Annotated in this window: 23 protein-coding genes and 1 pseudogene; 23 read left to right on the top strand and 1 reads right to left on the bottom strand. The window is 45.6% G+C overall.

Annotated features, from left to right (window positions below; translation table 11 throughout):
* Positions 1 to 66 precede the first annotated feature (66 nt).
* Entirely contained in the window at positions 67 to 381 is a 315-nt protein-coding gene (locus tag ACXADE_RS17725) for a hypothetical protein (protein WP_474981744.1), read from the bottom strand.
* A 251-nt stretch (positions 382 to 632) separates the two neighbouring features.
* Between ACXADE_RS17725 and rpoE the strand changes: the two genes are divergently transcribed.
* From rpoE to ACXADE_RS17610, 23 genes and pseudogenes are all read left to right on the top strand, one after another.
* Positions 633 to 1,184 carry a DNA-directed RNA polymerase subunit delta gene (rpoE, locus tag ACXADE_RS17720; protein ID WP_474981743.1) on the top strand — a complete coding sequence of 184 codons (552 nt, stop codon included), beginning with the start codon at positions 633 to 635 and terminating at the stop codon, positions 1,182 to 1,184.
* 300 nt (positions 1,185 to 1,484) lie between these two features.
* Positions 1,485 to 3,088, top strand: a pseudogene (locus ACXADE_RS17715) (CTP synthase).
* Between the two features lie 1,115 nt (positions 3,089 to 4,203).
* Complete coding sequence (locus ACXADE_RS17710; RefSeq protein ID WP_474981742.1) at positions 4,204 to 4,575, top strand: response regulator; 372 nt, start codon at positions 4,204 to 4,206, stop codon at positions 4,573 to 4,575.
* Between the two features lie 158 nt (positions 4,576 to 4,733).
* Positions 4,734 to 5,597, top strand: a complete 864-nt coding sequence (fba, locus tag ACXADE_RS17705; RefSeq protein ID WP_474981741.1) for a class II fructose-1,6-bisphosphate aldolase — start codon at positions 4,734 to 4,736, stop codon at positions 5,595 to 5,597.
* Between the two features lie 118 nt (positions 5,598 to 5,715).
* Entirely contained in the window at positions 5,716 to 6,357 is a 642-nt protein-coding gene (gene fsa, locus ACXADE_RS17700) for a fructose-6-phosphate aldolase (RefSeq protein ID WP_474981740.1), read from the top strand.
* 67 nt (positions 6,358 to 6,424) lie between these two features.
* A complete protein-coding gene (locus ACXADE_RS17695; protein ID WP_474981739.1) occupies positions 6,425 to 7,711 on the top strand; it encodes a UDP-N-acetylglucosamine 1-carboxyvinyltransferase in 1,287 nt (428 codons plus the stop codon).
* A gap of 57 nt (positions 7,712 to 7,768) precedes the next feature.
* Positions 7,769 to 8,737 carry a class II fructose-bisphosphatase gene (gene glpX, locus ACXADE_RS17690; RefSeq protein WP_474981738.1) on the top strand — a complete coding sequence of 323 codons (969 nt, stop codon included), beginning with the start codon at positions 7,769 to 7,771 and terminating at the stop codon, positions 8,735 to 8,737.
* 437 nt (positions 8,738 to 9,174) lie between these two features.
* Complete coding sequence (gene rho / locus ACXADE_RS17685) at positions 9,175 to 10,461, top strand: transcription termination factor Rho (RefSeq protein WP_474981737.1); 1,287 nt, start codon at positions 9,175 to 9,177, stop codon at positions 10,459 to 10,461.
* 170 nt (positions 10,462 to 10,631) lie between these two features.
* Complete coding sequence (locus ACXADE_RS17680) at positions 10,632 to 10,877, top strand: type B 50S ribosomal protein L31 (protein WP_220584487.1); 246 nt, start codon at positions 10,632 to 10,634, stop codon at positions 10,875 to 10,877.
* A 297-nt stretch (positions 10,878 to 11,174) separates the two neighbouring features.
* Complete coding sequence (locus tag ACXADE_RS17675; protein ID WP_474982264.1) at positions 11,175 to 11,798, top strand: thymidine kinase; 624 nt, start codon at positions 11,175 to 11,177, stop codon at positions 11,796 to 11,798.
* A 1,031-nt stretch (positions 11,799 to 12,829) separates the two neighbouring features.
* On the top strand, positions 12,830 to 13,513 hold the full coding sequence (locus ACXADE_RS17670) for a Na-translocating system protein MpsC family protein (RefSeq protein WP_474981736.1): 684 nt from the start codon (positions 12,830 to 12,832) through the stop codon (positions 13,511 to 13,513).
* 15 nt (positions 13,514 to 13,528) lie between these two features.
* On the top strand, positions 13,529 to 13,819 hold the full coding sequence (locus tag ACXADE_RS17665) for a four-helix bundle copper-binding protein (protein WP_474981735.1): 291 nt from the start codon (positions 13,529 to 13,531) through the stop codon (positions 13,817 to 13,819).
* Between the two features lie 767 nt (positions 13,820 to 14,586).
* Positions 14,587 to 14,988, top strand: a complete 402-nt coding sequence (locus ACXADE_RS17660; protein ID WP_474981734.1) for a lipoprotein — start codon at positions 14,587 to 14,589, stop codon at positions 14,986 to 14,988.
* A gap of 102 nt (positions 14,989 to 15,090) precedes the next feature.
* Positions 15,091 to 16,161 carry a peptide chain release factor 1 gene (gene prfA / locus ACXADE_RS17655; RefSeq protein ID WP_474981733.1) on the top strand — a complete coding sequence of 357 codons (1,071 nt, stop codon included), beginning with the start codon at positions 15,091 to 15,093 and terminating at the stop codon, positions 16,159 to 16,161.
* A gap of 1 nt (position 16,162) precedes the next feature.
* The gene (gene prmC, locus ACXADE_RS17650) at positions 16,163 to 17,026 is read left to right on the top strand and encodes a peptide chain release factor N(5)-glutamine methyltransferase (protein ID WP_474981732.1); all 864 of its coding nucleotides are present in this window, start codon (positions 16,163 to 16,165) and stop codon (positions 17,024 to 17,026) included.
* A gap of 84 nt (positions 17,027 to 17,110) precedes the next feature.
* Positions 17,111 to 17,716 (top strand): stage II sporulation protein R, encoded by a 606-nt coding sequence (spoIIR, locus tag ACXADE_RS17645; protein ID WP_474981731.1) that lies wholly within the window; start codon positions 17,111 to 17,113, stop codon positions 17,714 to 17,716.
* Between the two features lie 42 nt (positions 17,717 to 17,758).
* Entirely contained in the window at positions 17,759 to 18,082 is a 324-nt protein-coding gene (locus ACXADE_RS17640; protein WP_474981730.1) for a hypothetical protein, read from the top strand.
* Positions 18,083 to 18,308: 226 nt separating this feature from the next.
* Complete coding sequence (locus ACXADE_RS17635) at positions 18,309 to 19,343, top strand: L-threonylcarbamoyladenylate synthase (RefSeq protein WP_474981729.1); 1,035 nt, start codon at positions 18,309 to 18,311, stop codon at positions 19,341 to 19,343.
* Positions 19,344 to 19,497: 154 nt separating this feature from the next.
* Positions 19,498 to 19,941 carry a manganese efflux pump MntP gene (locus ACXADE_RS17630; RefSeq protein ID WP_474981728.1) on the top strand — a complete coding sequence of 148 codons (444 nt, stop codon included), beginning with the start codon at positions 19,498 to 19,500 and terminating at the stop codon, positions 19,939 to 19,941.
* 71 nt (positions 19,942 to 20,012) lie between these two features.
* On the top strand, positions 20,013 to 20,621 hold the full coding sequence (locus ACXADE_RS17625; RefSeq protein WP_474981727.1) for a low molecular weight protein arginine phosphatase: 609 nt from the start codon (positions 20,013 to 20,015) through the stop codon (positions 20,619 to 20,621).
* 523 nt (positions 20,622 to 21,144) lie between these two features.
* Complete coding sequence (gene rpiB, locus ACXADE_RS17620; RefSeq protein WP_474981726.1) at positions 21,145 to 21,585, top strand: ribose 5-phosphate isomerase B; 441 nt, start codon at positions 21,145 to 21,147, stop codon at positions 21,583 to 21,585.
* A gap of 146 nt (positions 21,586 to 21,731) precedes the next feature.
* Positions 21,732 to 22,295 (top strand): TIGR01440 family protein, encoded by a 564-nt coding sequence (locus ACXADE_RS17615; protein ID WP_474982263.1) that lies wholly within the window; start codon positions 21,732 to 21,734, stop codon positions 22,293 to 22,295.
* A gap of 23 nt (positions 22,296 to 22,318) precedes the next feature.
* On the top strand, positions 22,319 to 23,575 hold the full coding sequence (locus tag ACXADE_RS17610; RefSeq protein WP_474981725.1) for a serine hydroxymethyltransferase: 1,257 nt from the start codon (positions 22,319 to 22,321) through the stop codon (positions 23,573 to 23,575).
* The last annotated feature ends 229 nt before the right edge of the window (positions 23,576 to 23,804 follow it).

The following is a 23,804-nucleotide window of genomic DNA, read 5'->3' as shown; positions in this document are numbered from 1 at the left end:
CTAATATATGAAGAAAAGATCCTAATAGAAGAAAAATGCCCTCGCTGATTGGCGAGGGCGCTTCTTTTAGTGGCCGCCGACCTGGTCGTCGTCATGGGCCTGGTTCACTTCGGTTACATAAGGCTTTTTCATGCCATACCATTCATAAGTAATGTTGTACGTTTCGCCTTCTTGAAGCAACATCCATGTACTTGTATCTTTGACATGCAGCTTTTTGTCATCGATATTGACGAAGTACCCGTCATCATTATGGGTTTTGGATGTGATTTCGGCTTCTTCCTGATGTTTTTCATGGATGATGCCAAAGCTTGTGAACAGCCAGATGCCGATCGCTGCTGCAGCGATGATGGTGGCGATCCAATTAAAAGGATGATTCTCCACAGTACGTCTCTCCTTCTTTCGATGAAGTCTACTCTTATTTTAAAATAAATCGGCAGGAACACCAACCATTTATGCCCAAGCCTTATTTTACATGGAAAGTTTAAATTCATGTAGATTTGTCTAGAAAAGGAGAGAAGACTCCATTTGATTTTTGTAAAGCCAACTCATATAATGGATGGTATGATTAAATGTGATTCGTATGCCCATGAGGTCATTTATTTTATCTTGTTTATATAAAGGAGTGCTGGACCGTGAGCTTAAAAGAAATGAGCCGAGAGCAAATTCAAGAAACTTCCATGATTGTACTGGCTACCAAAATTCTAGAAGATGAGCGTGAAGCGATTGACTTCAATGAAATCTTCAACCGCATCGCAGCTATGAAGGATTTTACAGATGCGCAAAAAGAAGAGTACATCGCCCAGTTCTATACGGACATGAATATTGACGGTCAATTCATGACAATCGGAACGAACCGTTGGGGTCTAAGAAAGTGGTACCCGGTTGAACAGTTGGAAGAAGAAATTGCCAACCTTCCACAAAAGCGTAAAAAGAAAAAGAAGAAGAAGAAGAAGAAGAAACCATCCAAGCTGCTTGAAGATGAGTTGGGTGTATCAGAATATGATGATGCTGATGAGGACGACCTTGAGGATGATCTTGAGTTGACCGATGAAGACCTTGACCTTGATGATGACGACGATGACTTCGAAGGTGATTATGAAGACGATGACCTGGATGAAGAAGAGGAAGAAATCGTTGAAGATGACATCAGCTTTATCGGAGATGACGACGAAGAAGATAAATAAGGTGGTTGACTTTTAAAAGTCAAATCAGTAGAATCTTATTTGGGCTCTTTAATTTCCTGAAACGAAATTTCCAAACGCTCCCCTAGCGAGGGGAGCGTTTTTTGTTTTTTTATATGATCATGCACGGCGCCTTGGTTATCACAAACAGGCGCCTGTGCTTTTGAACCATCCAGCGTAGGCATCCGTCCACGGCACCATTGGAATTTACGGAACGCTTACGCTTTCATTTATTTGCCCCTTATCAAAAAGCTTGGATTAGTGAATAACTAAATATGACAAATAGAGAAAGAGGGATTCAACGTGGCAACAAAATACATTTTCGTAACAGGCGGTGTCGTATCATCTTTAGGAAAAGGAATTACGGCCGCTTCATTAGGACGTTTGTTGAAAAACAGAGGCATGAAGGTGACAATTCAAAAGTTCGATCCTTACATTAACGTCGACCCGGGGACGATGAGCCCGTATCAGCACGGAGAAGTTTTCGTAACGGATGATGGAGCAGAAACAGATCTTGACCTTGGTCACTATGAGCGTTTCATTGATATCAACCTGAATAAATTCAGCAACGTAACGACAGGGAAGGTCTATTCCAATGTCATCAAGAAAGAGCGTCGCGGGGATTACTTAGGAGGAACTGTCCAGGTCATTCCGCACATTACCAATGAAATCAAAGAACGTGTCTTCCGTGCCGGCCACGAAACGAATGCTGATGTTGTCATTACTGAAATCGGAGGAACGGTAGGGGATATTGAATCTCTCCCATTCCTTGAAGCGATCCGTCAAATCAAGAGTGATATTGGGCGCGAGCATGTTATGTATCTTCACTGTACGCTTGTTCCATATTTGAATGCGGCAGGTGAAATGAAGACAAAACCGACCCAGCACAGTGTGAAAGAGCTACGTTCGTTGGGAATTCAGCCTGACGTGATCGTCCTTCGTACGGAAATGGAAATTTCCGAAGATATGAAAGAAAAAATCGCTCTCTTCTGTGATATCAATAAAGATGCCGTAATCGAAGCACGCGATGCGGATACTCTTTATAACGTGCCGATTACACTGCAGGAGCAGAAGTTGGACGAGCTCACTTGCGAGCATTTCGGACTTGATCTACCACCGGCAGACATGACGGAATGGAACAAGTTGATTGAACAGGTGAAAAACCTTGAACACAAAACAACTATTGCCCTGGTCGGAAAGTATGTAGAGCTTCCTGATGCCTACATTTCTGTCGTAGAAGCATTGAAGCACGCAGGCTACAGCTACGATTCTGATGTAGATGTGAAATGGGTCAATTCTGAAAAATTGAATGCACAAAACGTGCAGGATGAACTGCAGGGCGTCGATGGAATTCTTGTTCCAGGAGGATTCGGTGACCGCGGAATCGAAGGGAAAATCGATGCGATCCGTTACGCGCGTGAAAACCATGTGCCATTCCTGGGAATCTGTCTCGGTATGCAGCTGGCCACCGTAGAATTTGCCCGTAACGTTCTTGGTCTAAAAGGAGCGCATTCCGCAGAAATCGACCCTTCCACGGAGCACCCGATTATCGACCTTCTTCCAGAACAGAAAGAAGTGTCTGACCTCGGAGGTACGCTTCGTCTTGGGATCTATCCATCCCGTTTGCAGCCAGGAACCAAAGCGATGGAAGCTTACGGTGAAGAAGTTGTGTATGAGCGTCACCGCCACCGCTTCGAATTCAACAATCACTACCGTGAACAAATGGAAGCAGCTGGATTCAAATTCTCCGGTACAAGCCCGGACGGCCGCCTTGTTGAAATCGTCGAGGTGGAGATCACCCATGGTTCGTAGCCAGCCAGTTCCACCCAGAATTCAAATCACGCCCGACACGTCCACAGGAACTTTTCCACGGATTCATCGGCGCGGCAATGAAAACAAATCATTAATCAATAAAAAAAGAGCCGATTTCCCTAGCTGGGAGATTGGCTCTCTTTTTTTAGAGTCCTTCAAGTATATGGAAGGATTTTTGAAAACTCGATTTCGAGGCTTTAGGGTGTGGGTTTCGGGGCTCCGGGAAACGGCTCGCTTTCCGTGGGCGGGCGCTGAGCCTCCTCAGGCTTACGCCTTCCGGGGTCTCACCTGGCATTCTTTTCCTCGTAGATATCCGGTTTCTGCGCCTAGCGGCTAGTGAGACTTCCCTCGCTTCTGTACGATAAGTCAACATCGAATCTCTTCGTCCTTCGTGTTTCCTTCACCTCCTCCAGCTCAGTCCAGTCCATACGCCGCTGAACGAGGCGCCTGCACACTTAAGATAGGAGTCACGCCGTTTCCCTCCGCCCCTTTATCCTATGAGGCTCTCAAAATCTCCTTTTAATGAAACCTCCTGCCTGTAACTGAAAACATATGATAAGTACTGATTTTTGAGGTTTTAAACACAACTTACCAGTTATATGGCGGTCGCCAAAGAGGTCTATTAGGTTGCTTAAGGGTAGTGCACCGTTTTTTTGAGGAAATTGAAGATACACTCTCTGGTTATAGGGCTCTTTTTACTACCAAAGAAGCGGGGGCGGTTAGCTACTCCCTTTCTTGTGGAAGAGTGTCTTCGACTATCCTCATATTATAGGCGGAAAGCGGTCCTTAACAAGCTTCCAACACACAGGATAGTATCCATAAGGAGGTGATCTCCTTTCCCTGCCCTCATACATAAAAGCAGCTTATTCTGAAAGGGGTTTTAAGATACTTATTGGGCAAAAGGGCGGAGGGGAATGGCGAGACTCCTGCGGGAACAAAGTGCTTGGTAAGACCCCGCAGGACGAAGTCCGAGGAGGGTGACCGCGCTCCCGCGTAAAGCGAGTCATTCCCCGCAGCCCCATCCACTCAACAGAAGTCTCGAAACGGCCTCTTCCACAATTGGTAGCCTGAGTGGAAAAAGAATTACAGAAATTTTGACAAACAGAACGTACGTGCGCAGGAATACTGAATAAGTGTATAGAAAATACATGATAGAGATAGATAGTGAGTGGAATGAAGAGATATAAAAAATAGAAGGGCGGGTAAAAGCATGGCAAATCGAATTCTGATCGTGGACGACCAGCCAGGGATAAGACTCTTATTAGAGGAAATTCTGAAAACTGAGGGTTACGAAACGGTTAGTGCAAAAACAGGCCGGGAAGCCTGTGACCTCGTAGAAGTACAGGACATGGATCTCATCATTATGGATTACAACCTTCCCGTCATGCACGGAAAAGAAGTGCTGCACTACTTAGAAGAAATGAACTTCGGGTCGCCTGTCATCATCATTACAGGGGCTTCGAAAGAATCCATAGAAAAGGAAGTGGCTTTTCCTTTTGTAACAGATATCATAGCTAAGCCATTTGACATCCATAAATTGAAAGAAATGGTTAATGGAACCCTTGTTCACAGCCGTTCATGACTTTTTTCTTGATGTAAGCGCTATATAATCCTCCTGCTGTTGCACCATAGAAAGGGTATTGGTATTCTATTACTGTAACCAAACTTACATGGTGTGTTTTCGTATGGAAACAGACTTGTAAATACAATGCAGTACGCTAACTAAAGGAGGATTCTTTCATGCCACTAGTATCAATGAAAGAAATGCTAGAAAAAGCTAAGGAAGAACGCTACGGCGTAGGTCAGTTCAACCTTAATAACTTAGAATACGCTCAAGCGATTCTTCAGGCTGCTGAAGAAGAGCAGTCTCCAGTAATCCTGGGTGTATCTGAAGGTGCAGGACGTTACATGGGCGGCTTCAACGTAGTTGTCGACATGGTAAAAGCACTTATGAAGGCTTACGGTACAACAGTACCTGTTGCGATTCACCTGGACCACGGTTCAAGCTTTGAAAAATGTGCAGAAGCGATCCACGCTGGATTCACTTCTGTTATGATCGATGCTTCCCATGATCCATTGGAAGAAAACATTGCTGTTACTCGTAAAGTTGTTGAACTTGCACACATCCATGGTGTATCTGTTGAAGCAGAACTTGGCCGTGTAGGTGGACAAGAAGACGATATCATCGTTGATGATGCGGAAGCCGCTTATGCGATCCCTTCTGAGTGTAAGCAGTTAGTTGACGAAACGAACGTTGATGTATTCGCACCAGCACTTGGTTCTGTACACGGACCTTACAAAGGTGAGCCGAACCTTGGCTTTGACCGCATGGAAGAAATCATGGGCCTTGTTGACAAGCCGCTTGTTCTTCACGGTGGTACTGGAATCCCAACTGCTGACATTAAGAAAGCTATTTCTTTCGGAACAGCTAAAATCAATGTAAACACAGAGAACCAAATGGCTCAAGGAAAAGCAGTACGTCAAGTACTTGCTGAACAGCCTGAGCAGTACGATCCACGTAAATATCTTGGACCTGGCCGTGACGCAATCAAGGAAACGGTTATTGGCAAGATGCGTGAATTCGGATCTTCTCAACAAGCGTAAAATAGTTTAGAGGAAGCCGCTACATTGTAGCGGTTTCCTTTTCATCGTGTATGAAAACGCCATCATTCGACAATTTTCTTAAGTTTTGGACAAAAAAGGAAAGAAGAGGAGTGGGGATATGAAATTTTTCATTGATACTGCAAACATTGAGGATATTCGGGAAGCGAACGCTCTTGGGCTTCTGGCGGGAGTTACGACAAACCCGAGTCTTGTCGCTAAAGAAGGGGTTTCCTTCCATGATCGTTTGAAGGAGATTACTGAAGAAGTCGAAGGTTCTGTAAGTGCTGAAGTCATTTCTGAAGATGCAGAAGGCATGATTAAGGAAGGGAAGGAACTTGCAGCTATTGCTCCGAATATTACGGTGAAAGTACCGATGACGATGGAAGGATTGAAAGCTGTTAAAACCTTCAGTGATTTGAACATAAAAACAAATGTGACCCTGGTCTTTTCCGCTAACCAGGCACTGATGGCTGCACGTGCGGGTGCTTCCTATGTATCTCCTTTCCTTGGCAGACTTGATGATATCGGTCAGAACGGGATGGAGCTTGTTGCTCAGATTTCTGAGATTTTTGATCGTCATGCCATTGAAACGGAAATCATCGCAGCTTCTGTCCGTCATCCTGTCCATGTAACAGATGCCGCAATACACGGGGCTCACATTGCCACCATTCCATTTAAAGTTCTGAATCAGATTGTTCAGCACCCTCTGACAGATCAAGGGATTGAAAAATTCCTCAATGACTGGAATAATCAAAAATAGTGGTGTGATTTGGAAGAAACTGCACATACTAAAGTCATAATTTTCACCTTAAAGCGAGGAGTTTTACATGCATAAACTATTAGTGGAAGGCGGAAGGCCCTTACGTGGACAAGTCAGGGTCAGCGGCGCTAAGAACAGCGCAGTAGCTTTGCTGCCAGCGGCGATTCTGGCTGAAAGTCCAGTGACAATCGAAGGACTTCCGGATATTTCTGATGTGGGAATCTTGTCTGATTTGCTTGAAGAAATCGGTGGGACGGTACGTAAAGACGGGAGAACCGTACATATCGACCCTTCTGAAATGGTCGACATGCCCTTGCCGAATGGAAAAGTGAAAAAGTTGAGAGCTTCCTATTATTTTATGGGAGCGATGCTTGGACGATTCAATAAAGCGGTCATCGGTCTTCCGGGAGGCTGCCATTTAGGGCCTCGTCCGATTGACCAGCATATTAAAGGGTTTGAAGCTCTCGGTGCTAAAGTAACCAATGAGCAGGGTGCAATTTATTTGCGGGCCCGTGAATTGAAAGGTGCACGTATTTATTTGGATGTTGTCAGTGTGGGTGCTACAATCAACATTATGCTTGCGGCCGTACGTGCAAAAGGGAAGACGGTCATTGAAAATGCAGCGAAAGAACCTGAAATCATTGATGTAGCTACTTTGCTTACAAGCATGGGGGCGAAAATCAAAGGAGCAGGTACAGATGTCATCCGCATTGAAGGTGTCGATACATTAAAAGGCTGCCTCCACACCATTATCCCTGATCGGATCGAAGCAGGAACCTATACAATCATGGCTGCTGCTCAAGGTGAGGAAATGATTATCGATAACGTAATCCCGCAGCACTTGGAATCGCTCCTGGCAAAACTGAGAGAGATGGGTGTCACCATCGAGGAAAATGATGAACAGCTTTATATTAAGCCTGGCCATGAGCTGAAAAGTGTTGACATTAAAACTCTTGTTTATCCAGGGTTCCCGACAGATTTACAACAGCCGTTCACTTCGCTCCTTACCCAGACGCAGGGAACAGGTGTTGTAACAGATACGATTTATCAAGCCCGCTTCAAGCATGTAGATGAATTGAGGCGTATGAATGCTTCGATAAAAGTCGAAGGTGGTTCTGCCATTGTGACAGGGCCTTCCAAGCTTCAAGGAGCTAAAGTGAAAGCGACGGACCTTAGGGCTGGAGCAGCACTTGTCATTGCCGGCCTGATGGCTGAAGGTGTGACCGAAATCACAGGAGTCGATCACATTGAGCGCGGATATGAAAATATTACGAATAAGCTGATTGAACTGGGTGCAAAGGTCTGGTATGAGGAAATGTCAGCCGAAGAGATCGAGCAATTCCAAAATTCGTAGGTTTGTGATTTCCATGGGGAGATGAGGAAAATCTTTGATTGAATGGGGAGATTTACCATGGAAAGAAGTCTATCGATGGAATTAGTAAGAGTAACAGAAGCAGCTGCCTTGTCATCCGCACGCTGGATGGGGAGAGGGAAGAAGGAAGAAGCCGATGATGCGGCTACTTCTGCTATGCGCGATGTATTTGATACCATCCCGATGAAAGGGACAGTTGTCATCGGAGAGGGTGAAATGGATGAAGCGCCTATGCTTTATATTGGTGAGAAACTCGGAAACGGTTATGGCGCACGAGTGGATGTCGCTGTGGACCCGCTGGAAGGAACAAATATCGTTGCTTTAGGGACATGGAATGCTCTTGCAGTCTTAGCCATCGCTGATCATAAGCAGCTGCTTCATGCCCCGGATATGTATATGCAGAAAATAGCTGTAGGACCGGAAGCGGTAGGGAAAATAGACATCACCGCTTCCGTATCAGAGAACTTGCAAGCTGTAGCAGAAGCCAAGAATAAAGAGGTAGAAGACGTCGTCGCTGTCGTCTTGAATCGTGACCGCCACCAGGGGATAATTGAGGAGATCCGCGGGGCAGGTGCGAGAATCAAGCTGATTCCTGACGGAGATGTCGCCGCAGCCATCAATACGGCTTTCGATCATACCGGTGTGGACATTTTGTTCGGCATTGGTGGAGCCCCGGAAGGAGTTCTGGCTGCCGTCGGTTTGAAGTGCCTGGGTGGTGAAATCCAGGGGAAACTTGTCCCTTCCAATGAGGAAGAGCGCCTTCGCTGTGAGCAGATGGGAATTGAAGATATCGATAAAGTCCTTTACATGGAAGATTTCTGTGGAGGGGATGATGCGATCTTCGCTGCTACCGGTGTCACGGATGGAGAGTTGCTGAAAGGCGTTCAGTTCAAAGGACAGAAGGCCACGACTCAAACGCTCGTTATGAGGGCGAAGTCAGGCACAGTCCGCTTCATCGATGGAGATCACAGTTTGAAGAAAAAGCCGAATCTAGTTATGAAACCATAAAGAAAACGTCCACCCATTAGAGAGGAAGCTGTCATAAACCAGCTTCCTCTTCATCTATAATTGCCCCTCCACTTCAACATTTCATAAAATAGCATTGAAACTCCGCAAAGACAGGAGTACAATAAAGGTTGTTTGATTATGATAGAAGGTAATGACGTACGTCTCCCTACCTTTCCAGTCAATGACTTCATATAATTTCTTCTCATTCTTCTAACCATAAGTTCTGCTGAAGGAATGTCTTCTCCTGCTAGGTAGCAGATCTTCATTTTTGCAGTGCTATTCACAAACCCTTAAGAGAAGTATCATTTAATAGGTTCAGGATATCACCTCCGTGTGGCTGTGTTTGCGTTTTTTACAGTTAGAGAACGTATAGATGGTTGGATCCTGTTTGTCGGTATGACCTGAAAATATAGAAAACTAAAAAAAGTGGTGATTATGTGGCAGATTTAACAATCTCCAATTTAGAAACAATGACATTGAAAGGGCTTTACGCCAAAGCAAGACAGTATAAAGTCTCTTATTATGCAAAATTGACAAAACGAGAGTTGATTTTTGCAATTTTGAAAGCACAGGCAGAAAAAGATGGTTTTCTGTTTATGGATGGAATTCTTGAGATCATCCCTTCAGAAGGTTTCGGTTTCCTAAGGCCGATCAATTACTCGCCTAGTGCAGAGGATATTTATATTTCAGCCTCACAAATCCGCCGTTTTGATTTGCGGAACGGGGACAAGGTCTCTGGCAAAGTCCGTCCGCCGAAAGAAAACGAGCGTTATTATGGACTTCTACATGTGGATGCCGTAAACGGAGAGGACCCGGACTCTGCGAAAGAAAGAGTACACTTCCCGGCGTTGACACCGTTGTATCCGGATCGTCATATCAAACTGGAAACAGAGACGAAAAAGCTGTCTACAAGAATCATGGACTTGATGGCGCCGGTTGGTTATGGACAGCGTGGTTTGATTGTCGCTCCGCCTAAAGCAGGAAAAACGATGCTTTTGAAACAAATGGCGAACAGCATCTCAGCCAATCATCCAGATGCGAAACTGATCATCCTGTTGGTTGATGAGCGTCCAGAAGAAGTGACGGATATCGAGCGTTCCGTTGCTCCTGATGTTGATGTAGTCAGCTCCACCTTCGATGAAGTTCCTGAAAACCACATCAAGGTATCTGAACTGGTATTGGAAAGAGCGATGCGCCTTGTTGAGCATAAACGAGATGTAATTGTACTCATGGATAGCATCACCAGACTTGCCCGGGCCTACAATCTCGTCATTCCTCCAAGTGGACGGACATTGTCTGGAGGAATCGATCCTGCTGCTTTCCACCGCCCGAAACGGTTCTTCGGAGCTGCGCGGAACATTGAAGAAGGTGGCAGCTTGACCATTCTTGCAACAGCACTCGTGGATACAGGTTCACGCATGGATGACGTCATTTATGAAGAATTCAAAGGGACAGGGAATATGGAGCTGCACCTTGACCGCAGTCTGGCTGAACGGCGCATTTTCCCTGCCATTGACATTCTCCGGTCAGGAACGCGTAAGGAAGAACTGCTTCTTCCGCAGACCCAACTGGATAAAATTTGGGCGATTCGCAAATCTATGTCCGATTCTCAGGATTTCACAGATCGGTTCCTTCGCCGCTTGAGAGCATCTAAAGATAATGAAGAATTTTTTGATCTGATGGATAAAGAAATGAAAGGGAAAGCGACGCCTGCTCGCCGCTGATCCTTTCAATGATACGTTCCGGTTTCTTGAAACTGGATGTTGCATCGAAGGGTACCCCCTGTTATAATCATTCTATGTGAGTTTCAGTACAAGGTGTTTTTACGAACCTTCGACGGCTCTTACAATAACTCTGTTTCCAAAGGATTCAGGGCAAAAAGGAGTGGAAGAACATGAAAGCAGGAATTCATCCAGAATACCGTAAAGTTGTATTCCTAGACACAAGTTCTAATTTCAAGTTTCTAACAGGGTCTACTAAGTACTCTGAAGAAACAATCGAGTGGGAAGATGGAAACACGTATCCATTGATCCGCGTAGAGATTAGTTCTGCGTCTCACCCGTTCTACACAGGTAAGCAGAAAGCTGATAAAGCTGGCGGCCGTGTGGATCGCTTCAAGAAGAAATATAACCTTTCATAATTATGATACCCCCTCTCTTGAGGGGGGCTTCATCATTTTGAACAAAAACAGGCAAATTGTCTCAGAGGTTTGCCTGTTTTTTTGTCAAAAAATAGGGGTGTACGGCGTTCATATATCGTTCGGAACGACACTCTTTAAAGGACTTTATGAATAAGGGGAGCTGTCCTTGGTGATGATTAGCCGCCGTATAACAACGGCCTCATCAGGGGCGCTCTTTTTTGTTGAAATAAAGGAGAGATCCGCATGGCTCTCCGTATGTTTGATGCTTGATCGAGTGAGAAGGGAGCGACAGTGGACGTGTATGTAATGAAACAAAGTGGATGGGTTGAGCTCATCTGCGGGAGTATGTTCAGTGGGAAATCCGAAGAGTTGATCCGTCGCGTTAGACGTGCAACGTTCGGTAATTTGACGGTCCGCGTCTATAAGCCGGCGATTGATGACCGTTACAAAGAAGATGCAGTAGTTTCTCATAATGGCACTTCAGTGATGGCCCGCCCTGTGAAGAGTTCGCTGGACATCCTTCAGCACGTGACGGATGAAGTGGACGTTGTTGGAATTGATGAGCTGCAGTTTTTTGACGAGCATATCGTAGAGGTCGTAGAGTGTTTGGCGGACAAAGGCATACGCGTCATTGTCGCTGGGCTGGATACTGACTTCAGGGGTGAACCATTCGGTAAAATGCCAGCGATGATGGCGTTGAGTGAGAGTGTCACCAAATTGAATGCCATCTGTCCTGTCTGTGGTTCCCCGGCGAGCCGGACCCAGCGTTTGATTGACGGTAAACCCGCTTCCTATGATGATCCCATCATCTTAGTCGGAGCATCCGAATCATATGAACCGAGGTGTCGTCACCACCACGAGGTGCCGAATAAACCCAGGCAACAGGAAGTGAAGAAGGTTTACGCCGAAAAAACAACATAAACATTGATCCAGACAGCTGATTACCCAGCTGTCTTTTTTTATATTTGGCTTATTCAACGAAAGCTCCCGTTTGTGGAAGACTCAGCTTCGAGATGTTTGTGTGATTCTAGGGGGCTCCGGGAAAAGGTTCGCTTTCCATGGGGCGGGCGGTGAGCCTCCTCAGGCTACGCCTTCCGGGGTCTCACCTGTCCCACACGTCCCATAGGAGTCTCACCGTTTCCCTCCGCCCCCTTTCCCTTATAAGTGTCTCGAAGCCACTTTAAAAAGGGTGAGCATGAATGGTTGAGGTTCGAACATCTGTATGGATTAGTACAATTCTTCTCCCTTAGACGGGCAGATCATACGTAGTATCAAGCATTTGCGTATGCTAAACGTTCATGGGGTAGAGATGATATCATTCCCTTTTCTTAACCATACAAGCTGATTTTTTAAGTAGTGGTTTCGAGACACTTATATGGCAAAGGGGCGGAGGGGAATGGCGAGACTCCAATCTTAAGTGTGCAGGCGCCTCGTTCAGCGGCGTATGGACTGGACTGAGCTGGAGGAGATAAAGGAAACACGAAGAACGAAGGGATTCGATGTTGACTTATCGTACAGAAGCGAGGGAAGTCTCACTAGCCGCTAGGCGCAGAAACCGGATATCTACGAGGAAGAAAGTGCAGGGTGAGACCCCGCAAGGCTTTAGCCTGAGGAGGCTCACCGCGCTCCCGCGGAAAGCGAGCTATTCCCCGTAGCCCCATCCACTTAAAAAACATCTCGAAATCAAGTCTTCAAAAGTCCTCCCATGATGCAAATATCAACACTGAACTTTATCAGAGCTTTTTTTATGGAAGGAACGCCTTGTTGTGATGGGTGTTAACACGAAACTATTTCATTTACATGGGGGAGGTTTGTAGAACAGGGTCTAAAAGAGGCAACAGGACTACTCTCTCCATTATTTCCTGTTTTAACAAATGTGCTCGCGTCCGTTTAAATCTGCCCCTTTTGTGATACTTTAATAGTAGATACACGATTGGTCTGGAGTGATAGTGATGGATAAGCGTTCTGTTCAGTCGGAAATGTCGACATATATCGGGAAATTGCTGCGGGATAATTTCGGAAAAGGACCTTCTGGTGTCTTTGTTTCCATCGAGGGGAAGTTCCTGACGATTTACCTGAAGGATTTCCTTGCCCCTATGGAAAGGGTGCTGGTCGGTCAGAGAAACGATAAAAAAGTGGAAGAAACCCGTGATCTTATGATGCGGGAACTGATTCCAGATATTAAAGCGACCTTCCGTGCCGGCGCAGGAATATATGTCAATACGTTGTACTATGATTGGTCCCTGGCTAATCATACAGGCATGTTGATCGGAGTCATTGATACGGAACAACCAGGTGATGAGGATTTGAAATCCTATGAACATAAAGACGCTGTCCATGAAGAAGTGGAAAGGATGAGTCGTAAAGCTGAAAAAACGCCTGCTTCCATCCGGTCTTACTTACTAAATGAGAGGACATTACTTGTTGAGCGACAAGGAATCCTAGTGGCCATTGAGAAGGAAATGATTCATGCAGGATATGAGCAGCCTTTGAAGATTTCCAAGCGGAGGCTTGAGAAACGACTATTGAACCTTGCTTCACTCGAAGCAATACTAGACAAAAGTATTGAAGGTGTTTTTGTCGACTGGGATTTCGATAAAGACAGCAGTTATATGGTATTCATATTGAAGCCATAAAAAGGGGATGATGGGATGCGTACGAATGGAAGTTCCATAATGATGGAGAAGGCATTACTGCTGGAAGACTGTATGCAGGCGTATAAGTACGCTGTTGAAACGGTCGAAAAGAATAGTCCCATAATGGATGACATTTCTGCTTCATGCGCGGAAACATGTAGAAGAGCGGCAGAAGAATGTCTGGTCCTTGTAGATGGTGGAAATGATGCCATTCACCAAATGTGTATAGAGTATGTGAGTCTCTGTGAAGCCCTTCAAGGGAATCACGTGGTTCAGCGACATAAGGAAATGAAAGAATCGGTATAAAGGCACGGTTTTAATCTGCGTAAATCTATACTATAATAGTATTTGGGACGGAGCGGAAAGGTTTGGTCCTTACTTTTATTTCATCCATTGAAGACTGATATAACATTAAATAAATCATTCGGTAATATTGATCTGGACAATAGAGCTAGGCAAAAGCCGAAAAGTATCGAACACGCGACACGTAGATACTTTTCGGCTTTTTTGTGTTCTTCGAGCTTAGGATGCTCAAAGAAAGGAGTATGTCATCTGTATCGTATTGTTGGAGTAGACAATAAAGATGTCATCATTGAATTTAGGAAAGATAATAAAGACCTCGTTTTTGAAGATTATAAAGAGGCGGAAGCCTATCTGGAAAGAATTAAGCAGGAGAATGTCATACCGAAAAAATATCAACTGCTTATTCAAAAATAAACGGTTAAACCAAGCGGATTCCCTTCCGCTTGGTTTTTTATTGGACTTTTATAAGGAGAAGAGGACCTTCCCTCTGATGAATGCGGGAGGTGGTCGCTTTCCGTAGGGTACCGTGAACTTCCGCAGGCTATACCTTCCGAGGTCTCTCGTTGTACCTGGTTCCCGCAGGAGTCTCGCTGTCCCCTGGGTCATCTCCCATGGATCAAGTGACGGAAAATTTCTTGTCGTTAAAGGAAACAAGGAACGCTTTTACCATTTTGGAAACTGGATCAAGGGAATGTTGTTTCTGTGAGAAGCTTGGCATAAGTGTTGAGGTTACGGAGACAATAACGGTAAAAAGTGAAGAGGTGCTGAAGATGAAACGATTCATTCTATCTGCTGGTGTGGCGGTCCTTCTGCTGAGTGCCTGTGGGTTGCAAGGAGATAAATATCAGGGAATGACAAGTCGCGACGATGTGGAAAACATGGGGTACAACAATGAAGTGACACGAGGAGAAGAGAGCCCGAGGTCCATGAATAAAGTCGGGTACACATGGGGCTTGAAACAGGATCGGGAGAATATTAAAGAAGCCGCCCAGCAACTTGAAGGTGTAGAAGTGAAAAGAGTAACGCTAGAAGCGGATCAAGTGTGGGTCACCGTTCATATTAAAGGTGATGCAGAACTTTCAAAAGAAGAACGGGCGGAATGGGAAGACCAGATTCAAGAAGCAGTATATCAAGCCGTTCCTCGTTATGACATTCATGTGAAAATCAAATAATGTCGAGGGTTTGACGGGCTTATCATGAGTCGTGTTGAGTGGTTGTAACCATGACCTCTCTATAATATAATTAGAATGTTATGGAGAAAGAGGTGCATACCATTGATCGAACGTTTACAAACATTAGAAGATCGTTACGAAAAGTTGAATGAACTACTTAGTGACCCTGAAGTTATATCTGATACGAACAAACTGCGTGAGTACTCCAAGGAGCAATCCGGACTGCAGGAAACTGTGACTGCCTATCGCGAGTATAAAGAGGTTGTCGAGCAGCTTGACGATGCAAAAGCAATGCTCGATGACAAGATGGATGCGGATATGGTGGAAATGGTAAAGGAAGAGATTCATGAACTTTCCACAAGCAAGCAAGACCTTGAAGAGCGTTTGAAGGTGCTTATGCTTCCGAAAGACCCGAATGATGATAAGAACGTAATCATGGAAGTTCGTGGGGCAGCCGGAGGAGATGAAGCTGCTTTGTTTGCAGGTGACCTCTACCGGATGTATGCGCGCTATGCGGAGGCGCAAGGCTGGAAAACGGAAGTCATTGAGGCAAATGCTAGCGATGTTGGTGGTTATAAGGAAATCATCTTTATGGTTTCTGGAAACATGGCTTTTTCCAAGCTGAAGTTTGAAAACGGCGCACACCGTGTTCAACGTGTACCAGAGACAGAATCAGGCGGCCGGATTCATACCTCTACTGCGACAGTCGTTGTCATGCCTGAAGCGGAAGAAGTGGAAGTGGAGCTGCATGATAAGGATATTCGTGTGGATACATTCGCTTCCAGTGGCCCGGGGGGACAAAGTGTCAACACGACAATGTCCGCTGTACGTCTGACTCACGTACCGACAGGGACCGTTGTATCGTGTCAGGACGAAAAATCACAAATCAAGAACAAAGAAAAAGCGATGAAAGTTCTTCGTGCCCGTGTGTATGATAAATTTCAACAGGAAGCACAGGCGGAATACGATGAAAACCGTAAGTCTGCCGTCGGGACCGGCGATCGTTCTGAACGGATCCGTACGTACAACTTCCCTCAGACACGGGTGACGGATCACCGTATTGGTTTAACGCTTCAAAAACTCGATCAGATCCTTCAAGGAAACATGGATGAAATCATTGATGCCTTGTTGATCGAAGAGCAGACGAAAAAACTAGAGCAGATTGGTGAATAGTATGCAGCCTACTTTTACGTCGATTCGGGAAGCCCGCCGCTGGGCTTCTCTTTTTTTACAAGAACAGGGACGAGAAGCGAGGGTAGCTGATTTACTTCTCGAACATTATCTCGGTTGGAGTCCGGCGCAACTTCTTGCATTTGATGATGAAGCTCTCCCGCAGGAAGTGGCCCGAACGTTCATGGAAGCTGTCCGCAGGCATGCGGATACAGGAGTCCCGCTTCAGCATTTGACAGGAGTAGGCCATTTTTACGGACGAGAATTTCTAGTGAATGAACATGTCTTGGTGCCACGTCCTGAAACAGAAGAACTGGTCCTTGGGGTCGTGGAGTTTGTCCTGCAAAATAACTTGGAAACTCCAAAAATCGTCGACCTCGGAACCGGTAGCGGGGTCATTGCCGTTACACTCTCTAAAGAAATCGAGGGAAGTGTTGTCAAAGGAGTCGACCTCTCGGGTGAAGCTCTTAAGACGGCGGCAGAAAATGCCGAACGTCACGGTGCTGATGTTGCCTTCTGCCAAGGGAATTTTCTGGAGCCGCTCCTAGAGGAGTCCTTCGACATCATTGTTTCCAATCCTCCGTACATTGCTTACTCCGAAAAAGGTGAAATGAATGATACGGTATTAAACTTTGATCCGGAAATGGCCTTATTTGCGGATGAAGAGGGGCTTGCTGCCTATCAAACGATCCTCACCCAGGTGTCCAGGTTGAAGCAAATGCCGAAATGCCTGGCCTTTGAGATCGGACAAGATCAGGGCGCAGCTGTTTCAGGACTTTTGGAAAAACTGCTGCCGGAATATCAGGCGGAGGTCAGGAAAGATATCAATGGGAAAGATCGTATGGTTTTTGCCTTTTTGATAGCATAAAATAAAAGATTAATAGATTGGTGGTTTAAAGGCTGTGTTCTCTGTCCATACTAGCGACTAGTAGAGGGACAGGGAGGAATAAACATGAAAAACAGTTGGCTTTTATTCTTATCATTATCTATTATTATTGCGGTCCTCCCTTGGGGGCAGCAATCACAGGCCCAGCATGACTATCAAGTAATTCCGGATGAAGCCATCCGTCTTCGAATATTAGCAGATAGCAACGACAAGGCAGATCAGAATGTTAAACGCTTGGTCAGGGATGAAGTGAATGCCGAAATTACGGAATGGGTAGCAGAACTGACTTCCATTGAAGCGGCAAGGGGCCTCATTCAAAGCCGGCTGCCTGAGCTTCAGGCGATCGTAGGACAGACTCTGGAAAGCCAAGGTATCGATCAAACGTATACGGTGGATTATGACTCAAACGTCCAGTTCCCGACGAAATTGTATGGATCTTTTGTCTACCCTGCAGGGGAATATGAAGCGATTCTTATTACTTTGGGAGAGGGGAAAGGCGACAATTGGTGGTGTGTTCTATTTCCACCTCTATGTTTCCTCGATTTCTCAAATGGGACGAGTGTAGCTGAAGCGGAAGAAGTAGAGCAAGCAGAAACGGATGAAATAGTAGAAGATGAAGACGCGGAAGTCCAGTTCTTTGTCTTGAAAATATGGGAAAGCATCTTTTCCTAGCATAGAATCCACATCCCTTTTCATAGAGTAGGACAAAGGGGTGTGGATTCTATTATGCGAATAGAGCACGTAGAGGAAGAACTTTACCAATTGAAAAAAGACGACAAGTCGATCGGGTCGTTCCGTTTGATTCAGTTATCCAAAGGGGCAGGAAAGCTCGAACAGCTTCAAGTGAAGGACCACGTTTCACCGGCCCGAATATTAGAGGTGTTCGAAGTGATCCAGGAGTATGTGAAAGAAGATGGCTGGAAAGAGCTCCACGTAGAAAGTCATTCAGATACGTTGGACTTTCTCCTTCAACATCAACAGTTCAAGAAAAAGGATGTCGAAAAAAGATTGTGGATATATGAAGTTATACACGATTAAATGTGCATAAGTAGCTTACTTATTAACAATTCGGGTATTACTTGTTAATAAGTTGTGAATTAAAATTTTCATCACCTCTATTTTACTAACGGATTCTTTGGATATGTGGGTAATATTGTGGATAACTTGAGGACATCTTGTGAATAATGTCTAAATTTGCGATATTTTGTAGAATTCATCATAATAGAAATCGACAAAAGATACGGAATAAAGGGGTACGTTGAGTATGGAAACGAAATGGTGGAAAGAATCGAAGAATCCGGAAGCAGCAGCCACTGAAATCAAAGAGGCGTCTGCGCTTTTGAGAAATAAACAGGTGGTCGCTTTTCCGACAGAAACGGTTTATGGACTGGGTGCGGATGCAACAGATGAAGAAGCGGTCCAACGGATTTTTGAAGCCAAAGGTCGACCTTCAGATAATCCTTTGATTGTACACGTAGCAGATGAGGAACAAGTCAGTGAGTTAGTTTCTGACATTCCCCCTGTAGCCAGTAAACTGATGGAAGCTTTCTGGCCCGGGCCATTGACGCTTGTTCTCCATAGTAATGGTACAGCTGCTGAAAATGTGACCGCTGGGTTATCCACAGTCGGCATTCGTATGCCTGATCACTCTCTTGCATTAACCCTGCTTCGTCAAACGGGCAGGCCACTTGCTGCGCCAAGCGCCAATCGATCAGGACGTCCAAGTCCGACGACAGCTGACCACGTCTATCAGGATTTGAATGGAAGAATCGCAGGAATCTTGGATGGTGGCCCGACGGGTGTGGGAGTAGAGTCCACAGTTGTGGATTGTACAACAGAAATTCCAATTATACTGAGGCCTGGTGGTGTGACGAAAGAAGACTTGGAAAAGATCCTTCCTGAAGTCATAATCGATCCAGCGCTTGCGGATGAAAAACAAAAGCCTAAATCTCCTGGAATGAAATATACTCACTATGCCCCTGAATCGCCACTTTGGCTGGTGGATGGCAATGATGACTTTTTCTCGAAACAACTCCATCATTTAAGGGGTGAGGGATACAAGATCGGCGTAATCGCCAGTGATGAACTGGCTGAAAAACTGGACCATGCGCCGCTTATACGATGTGGCTCAAGAGAAAAATTGGACGAGATAGCCGTCAATCTTTACGGAGCTTTACGAGAGTTTAAAAAGTCTGATGTCGACTTGATTCTGTGCGAGTCCTTCACAGAAAAAGGTGTCGGAGCGGCTGTTATGAACCGATTGAAAAAAGCGGCTGTCCAGAGAATCCAGACGTACTGACATACCCCTCTTCCTGCATGCATACGATGATATAGCATGTCCGGGGAGGGGAAGTTTCAGTTGGAGCATATCACTTCACTACTATTATTATCGATCGCTTTAGGTCTGGACGCATTCTCCCGTTTCTTTAGGAATGGGGTTGCAGGCTGTAAGGTTGAGACACGCATTTTTCACTGGGATCGTCATCGGTGTTTTTCATATGGTCATGCCTGGACTTGGCATGCTGCTCGGAAAGTGGTTGTCGGATAGCGCGGCTGAATGGGCAGAGTTGTCTGGGGGAGTTATGCTGTTCGGGTTAGGAGCCTATGCCGTGTTTGCCTCGTTCACTGAGAAACATTCCGTTTCTTATCGTGTCACCGGCATCGGGATGTGGCTGTTTGCTTTGAGTGTGAGCATTGACAGCTTTCCTGTCGGGTTCAGTTTGGGTTTGCGGGAGGCGGAGATGTTCATTTCCGTTCTTTCTTTCGGGCTGTTCAGTGCCGTTTTGACATGGACGGGCTTTATCATTGGACGACGGGCAGGGGGGTTACTTGGCACGTATAGTGAACTTCTTGGAGGCAGCATATTATGTGCGCTAGGATTAAATGCCATTTTCTGACATGTTTTCCGTCTGAATTATAGCTGTGGTACTATAGAGAAAACGGACTATGGATGAGGAGAAGATTGGTTATGAACATATTATTTGTATGTACTGGGAATACTTGCCGCAGTCCGATGGCTGAGGCATTGTTGAAATCGAAACTTGAGAAAGGCAGTGTCCAATCTGCAGGAATCTTCGCTGGAAAAGGGGAACCTCTGGCTGAAAATTCGGCCAACGTCCTTCGGGAGATTCATTTGAATTTGAACCATCAGACAAAGCCTGTCGATCACGAATTGTTACACTGGGCAGACCTTGTGCTTACAATGACGGACCGGCACAAACAGACGCTCGCCCTCCAGTATCCGGACCATCAAGAAAAATACTACACCTTGAAAGAATATGTCCTTGTCGATGAAAACCAGTGGCAGCATCTGAAAAATCTTTACGCTTCTTTTGAAGAAAAGCGGTTATCCATAATAAGTGAATACAAAGACAAGCTCGACGAACAGCAACTGGAACAAAAACTGTTTGACGAACTTGCTGAAGAAATAAAAGAAATTGAGCAGCTCGAAAAAGATCTGCCTGATTTGAACGTGATCGATCCTTTTGGTGGAGACCTTACCATCTACCGAAAAACTCGTGATGAGTTGAACCACTACATTGATCGCCTCGTAGAAAAACTTCGCGACGAGGAATGATTGACTCTGAACACATCCTCGTCGCTCACAGCCTTTATTTAATGTTTATACATATTCTAAACCCGGAGATTCCGGGTTTTTTTGCGCTGTTAATGGTTGTTAGGGATAGATCTACGGGGAATCACTCCCTTTCCGCGGGACACCACACCAATGGGGGGTACTGGCATACGTCAACCGGCACCGGGGAATGCTTTTCATTTCTTTACGGGTAGTATGGCGCGAGTGTCTGGATGATGGAGCAAGAAGAACCTTTTCCTTGAGCCAAAACATCTCTAAATGAGTTTTATATTGGAAATATCAAAACCGAACTTTAACAGAGCCTATTTTTCAGGACTATACTGTGATGATCGGGGAAACCATTATCCACCTGTGACATGAAGGGAAATGAATGATCGCGGGTAATAATGATTTTCATTTAAAGAACGTAGTGACTAAGCCAATCAAGTCCTACCTTCCTCACATTGACAGGGGAGAGGGAAACTGTCACGATAAGGTTGATATTAGAAGATGGGAGTGTCTATAGATGAAAGTGATCCTTGCCTCCGACCATGGCGGAGTGAACTTACGTAATGAAGTAGCAGACGTTTTAAGTGAATTAGACATTGAGTTTGAAGATATAGGGTGTGAGTGTGACGATTCCGTCGACTATCCCGATTACGCATTCCCTGCAGCTGAACGTGTAGCAAACGGAGAATTTGATAAAGCGATCCTCATCTGTGGAACAGGAATCGGAATGTCTATTTCCGCTAATAAAGTCAAAGGGATTCGTGCCGCATTAGTGCACGACTTATTCACAGCGAAAGTCACCCGCGAACATAATGATTCCAATGTACTGTGCATGGGAGAGCGTGTAATTGGACCTGGATTGGCGCGGGAAATCGCGCGTACCTGGGTCTCGACGAATTTTGAAGCGGGTCGTCATGAAAGACGTGTGAGTAAGATTGCCGAATATGAAAATAAGTAATACAATGGGATATAGAAAAGCTGAAGCTTAAGCGGATGCTGACAATTGAAGGGGGAGCTGGATGCTTCTCCTTTTTTTGTAAATAATCGCTTGCGGGGGTCTCCCCGCATGTGCTGACACATAGAGGAGGTGGAAGAGTGATGGATGTGAATGAGATTCAAAGGGATGTCCGTTCTGTGGCCGATCAGCTTATGGAAACAGGAGGCATTCAGCCGGGTGTTTTTGTTGTCGGGTGCTCTACCAGTGAGGTTGCCGGGGAGAGGATCGGAACTTCAGGGAGTGAGGCAATTGCTGAAGTCATTTTCAGTGAGCTGAAGAATTTTGCGGAACGTGCCGGCGTTCACCTCGCTTTTCAGTGTTGTGAACACTTGAATCGCTCTTTAGTCGTCGAACGCCATGTGTTGGAGGGACAACATTTGACGGAAGTCTCCGCAATCCCTGTTCCGACAGCCGGTGGATCGATGGCGTCCTTCGCTTTTAAGCATCTGAAAGACCCCGTTCTCGTCGAAAGTATTGAAGCAAAAGGCGGGCTTGATATCGGTGATACACTTATCGGTATGCATTTGAAGCGCGTAGCTGTTCCGCTGCGTATCGCTAAAAAGGCGATCGGTCATGCTCACATTACAGCAGCGAAAACGAGACCTCCTCTCATTGGTGGAGCACGGGCGGTTTATGTAAGTCAAGAAGAAGAAGGTTCTTGTGATCATTAGGAATGGAAAGGGGAAGCTAGACCATGAATCATGTAAAATCATCAGATGCAGAAATTTTTGCAGCCATCCAGGACGAGAGACAGCGCCAACAGGATAATATTGAGTTGATTGCTTCAGAAAACTTCGTTTCCCAAGCAGTTATGGAAGCGATGGGTTCTGTCCTTACGAATAAATATGCGGAAGGTTATCCGGGCCGTCGTTATTATGGAGGCTGTGAACACGTAGACGTTGTGGAAAACCTGGCACGTGATCGTGCAAAAGAACTGTTTGGTGCCGATCATGCAAACGTCCAGCCACACTCTGGTGCCCAGGCCAATATGGCGGTTTATTTCACTGTTCTGGAACATGGAGATACCGTACTCGGAATGAATTTGAATCACGGCGGTCACCTTACCCATGGAAGTCCTGTCAATTTCAGCGGGAAACTGTACAATTTCCAAGAGTATGGAGTCAATGATAAGGATGAAACGATCGATTACGATGCTGTATTGGAGAAAGCGAAAGAAGTCCAGCCTAAATTGCTCGTAGCTGGTGCCAGTGCATACCCAAGAGAAATTGATTTTGCTAAATTCCGTGAAATCGCTGATGAAGTCGGAGCCTACCTCATGGTCGACATGGCTCATATTGCAGGTCTGGTTGCAACGGGTCTTCATCCGAACCCCGTTCCCCATGCTCATTTCGTCACGACGACGACTCATAAAACACTGCGTGGACCACGCGGAGGCATGATTCTTTGCGAAGAACAATTCGCGAAGAAAATTGATAAGAACGTATTCCCGGGAATGCAGGGTGGACCATTGATGCATGTCATTGCAGCTAAAGCTGTGTCCTTCAAGGAAGCTTTGCAACCGGATTTTAAAATCTATTCCCGTCAAATTATCGCCAATGCCAAACAACTGGGAGAGTCTCTCATCGGAAAAGGAGTCGATCTCGTTTCCGGCGGGACGGACAACCATTTACTTTTACTTGACTTACGCAGCAAAGGTTTGACCGGAAAAGTAGTTGAAAAAGCTTTAGATGAAATTGGAATTACGACAAATAAAAATACCATTCCATTCGACCCTGAAAGCCCGTTTGTTACCAGCGGAATCCGAATCGGCACCGCCGCTGTCACCAGCCGGGGCTTTAAGGAAGCGGAAATGGAAGAAATTGCAGATCTGATCGCTTTCACGCTCGACCATCATGAAGATGAATCGAAAATGAAAGAAGCGGAAAAACGCGTTCGTGAACTCACGTCCCGCTTCCCGTTATATCAGACACTCAACTTTTCTTCTATTTAATGAATGTAGCCACCGAGAGCCACTAGACTGATCTAGTGGCTCTTCTTAAAGAATCAGTCAGGGTTGTGCAAGACTTGGTTTTGAGACTTTTGCGGAAGTTAAGGAGCTTCGGGACAAGGTTCGCTTTCCGTGGGCGAGTGATGAGGAGGCTTGCCGTCATCCCCACAGCAAAGCGAGTAACTTCCCAGCCACCCCTGACGCCCAACAAGGCAACGAATCCCGAAAACAT

The sequence above is a fragment of the Halobacillus sp. ABR2_026 genome (assembly GCF_056158545.1).
Note: the sequence above shows the minus strand (reverse complement) of the source record. Positions and strands in the feature narration are given on the sequence as shown.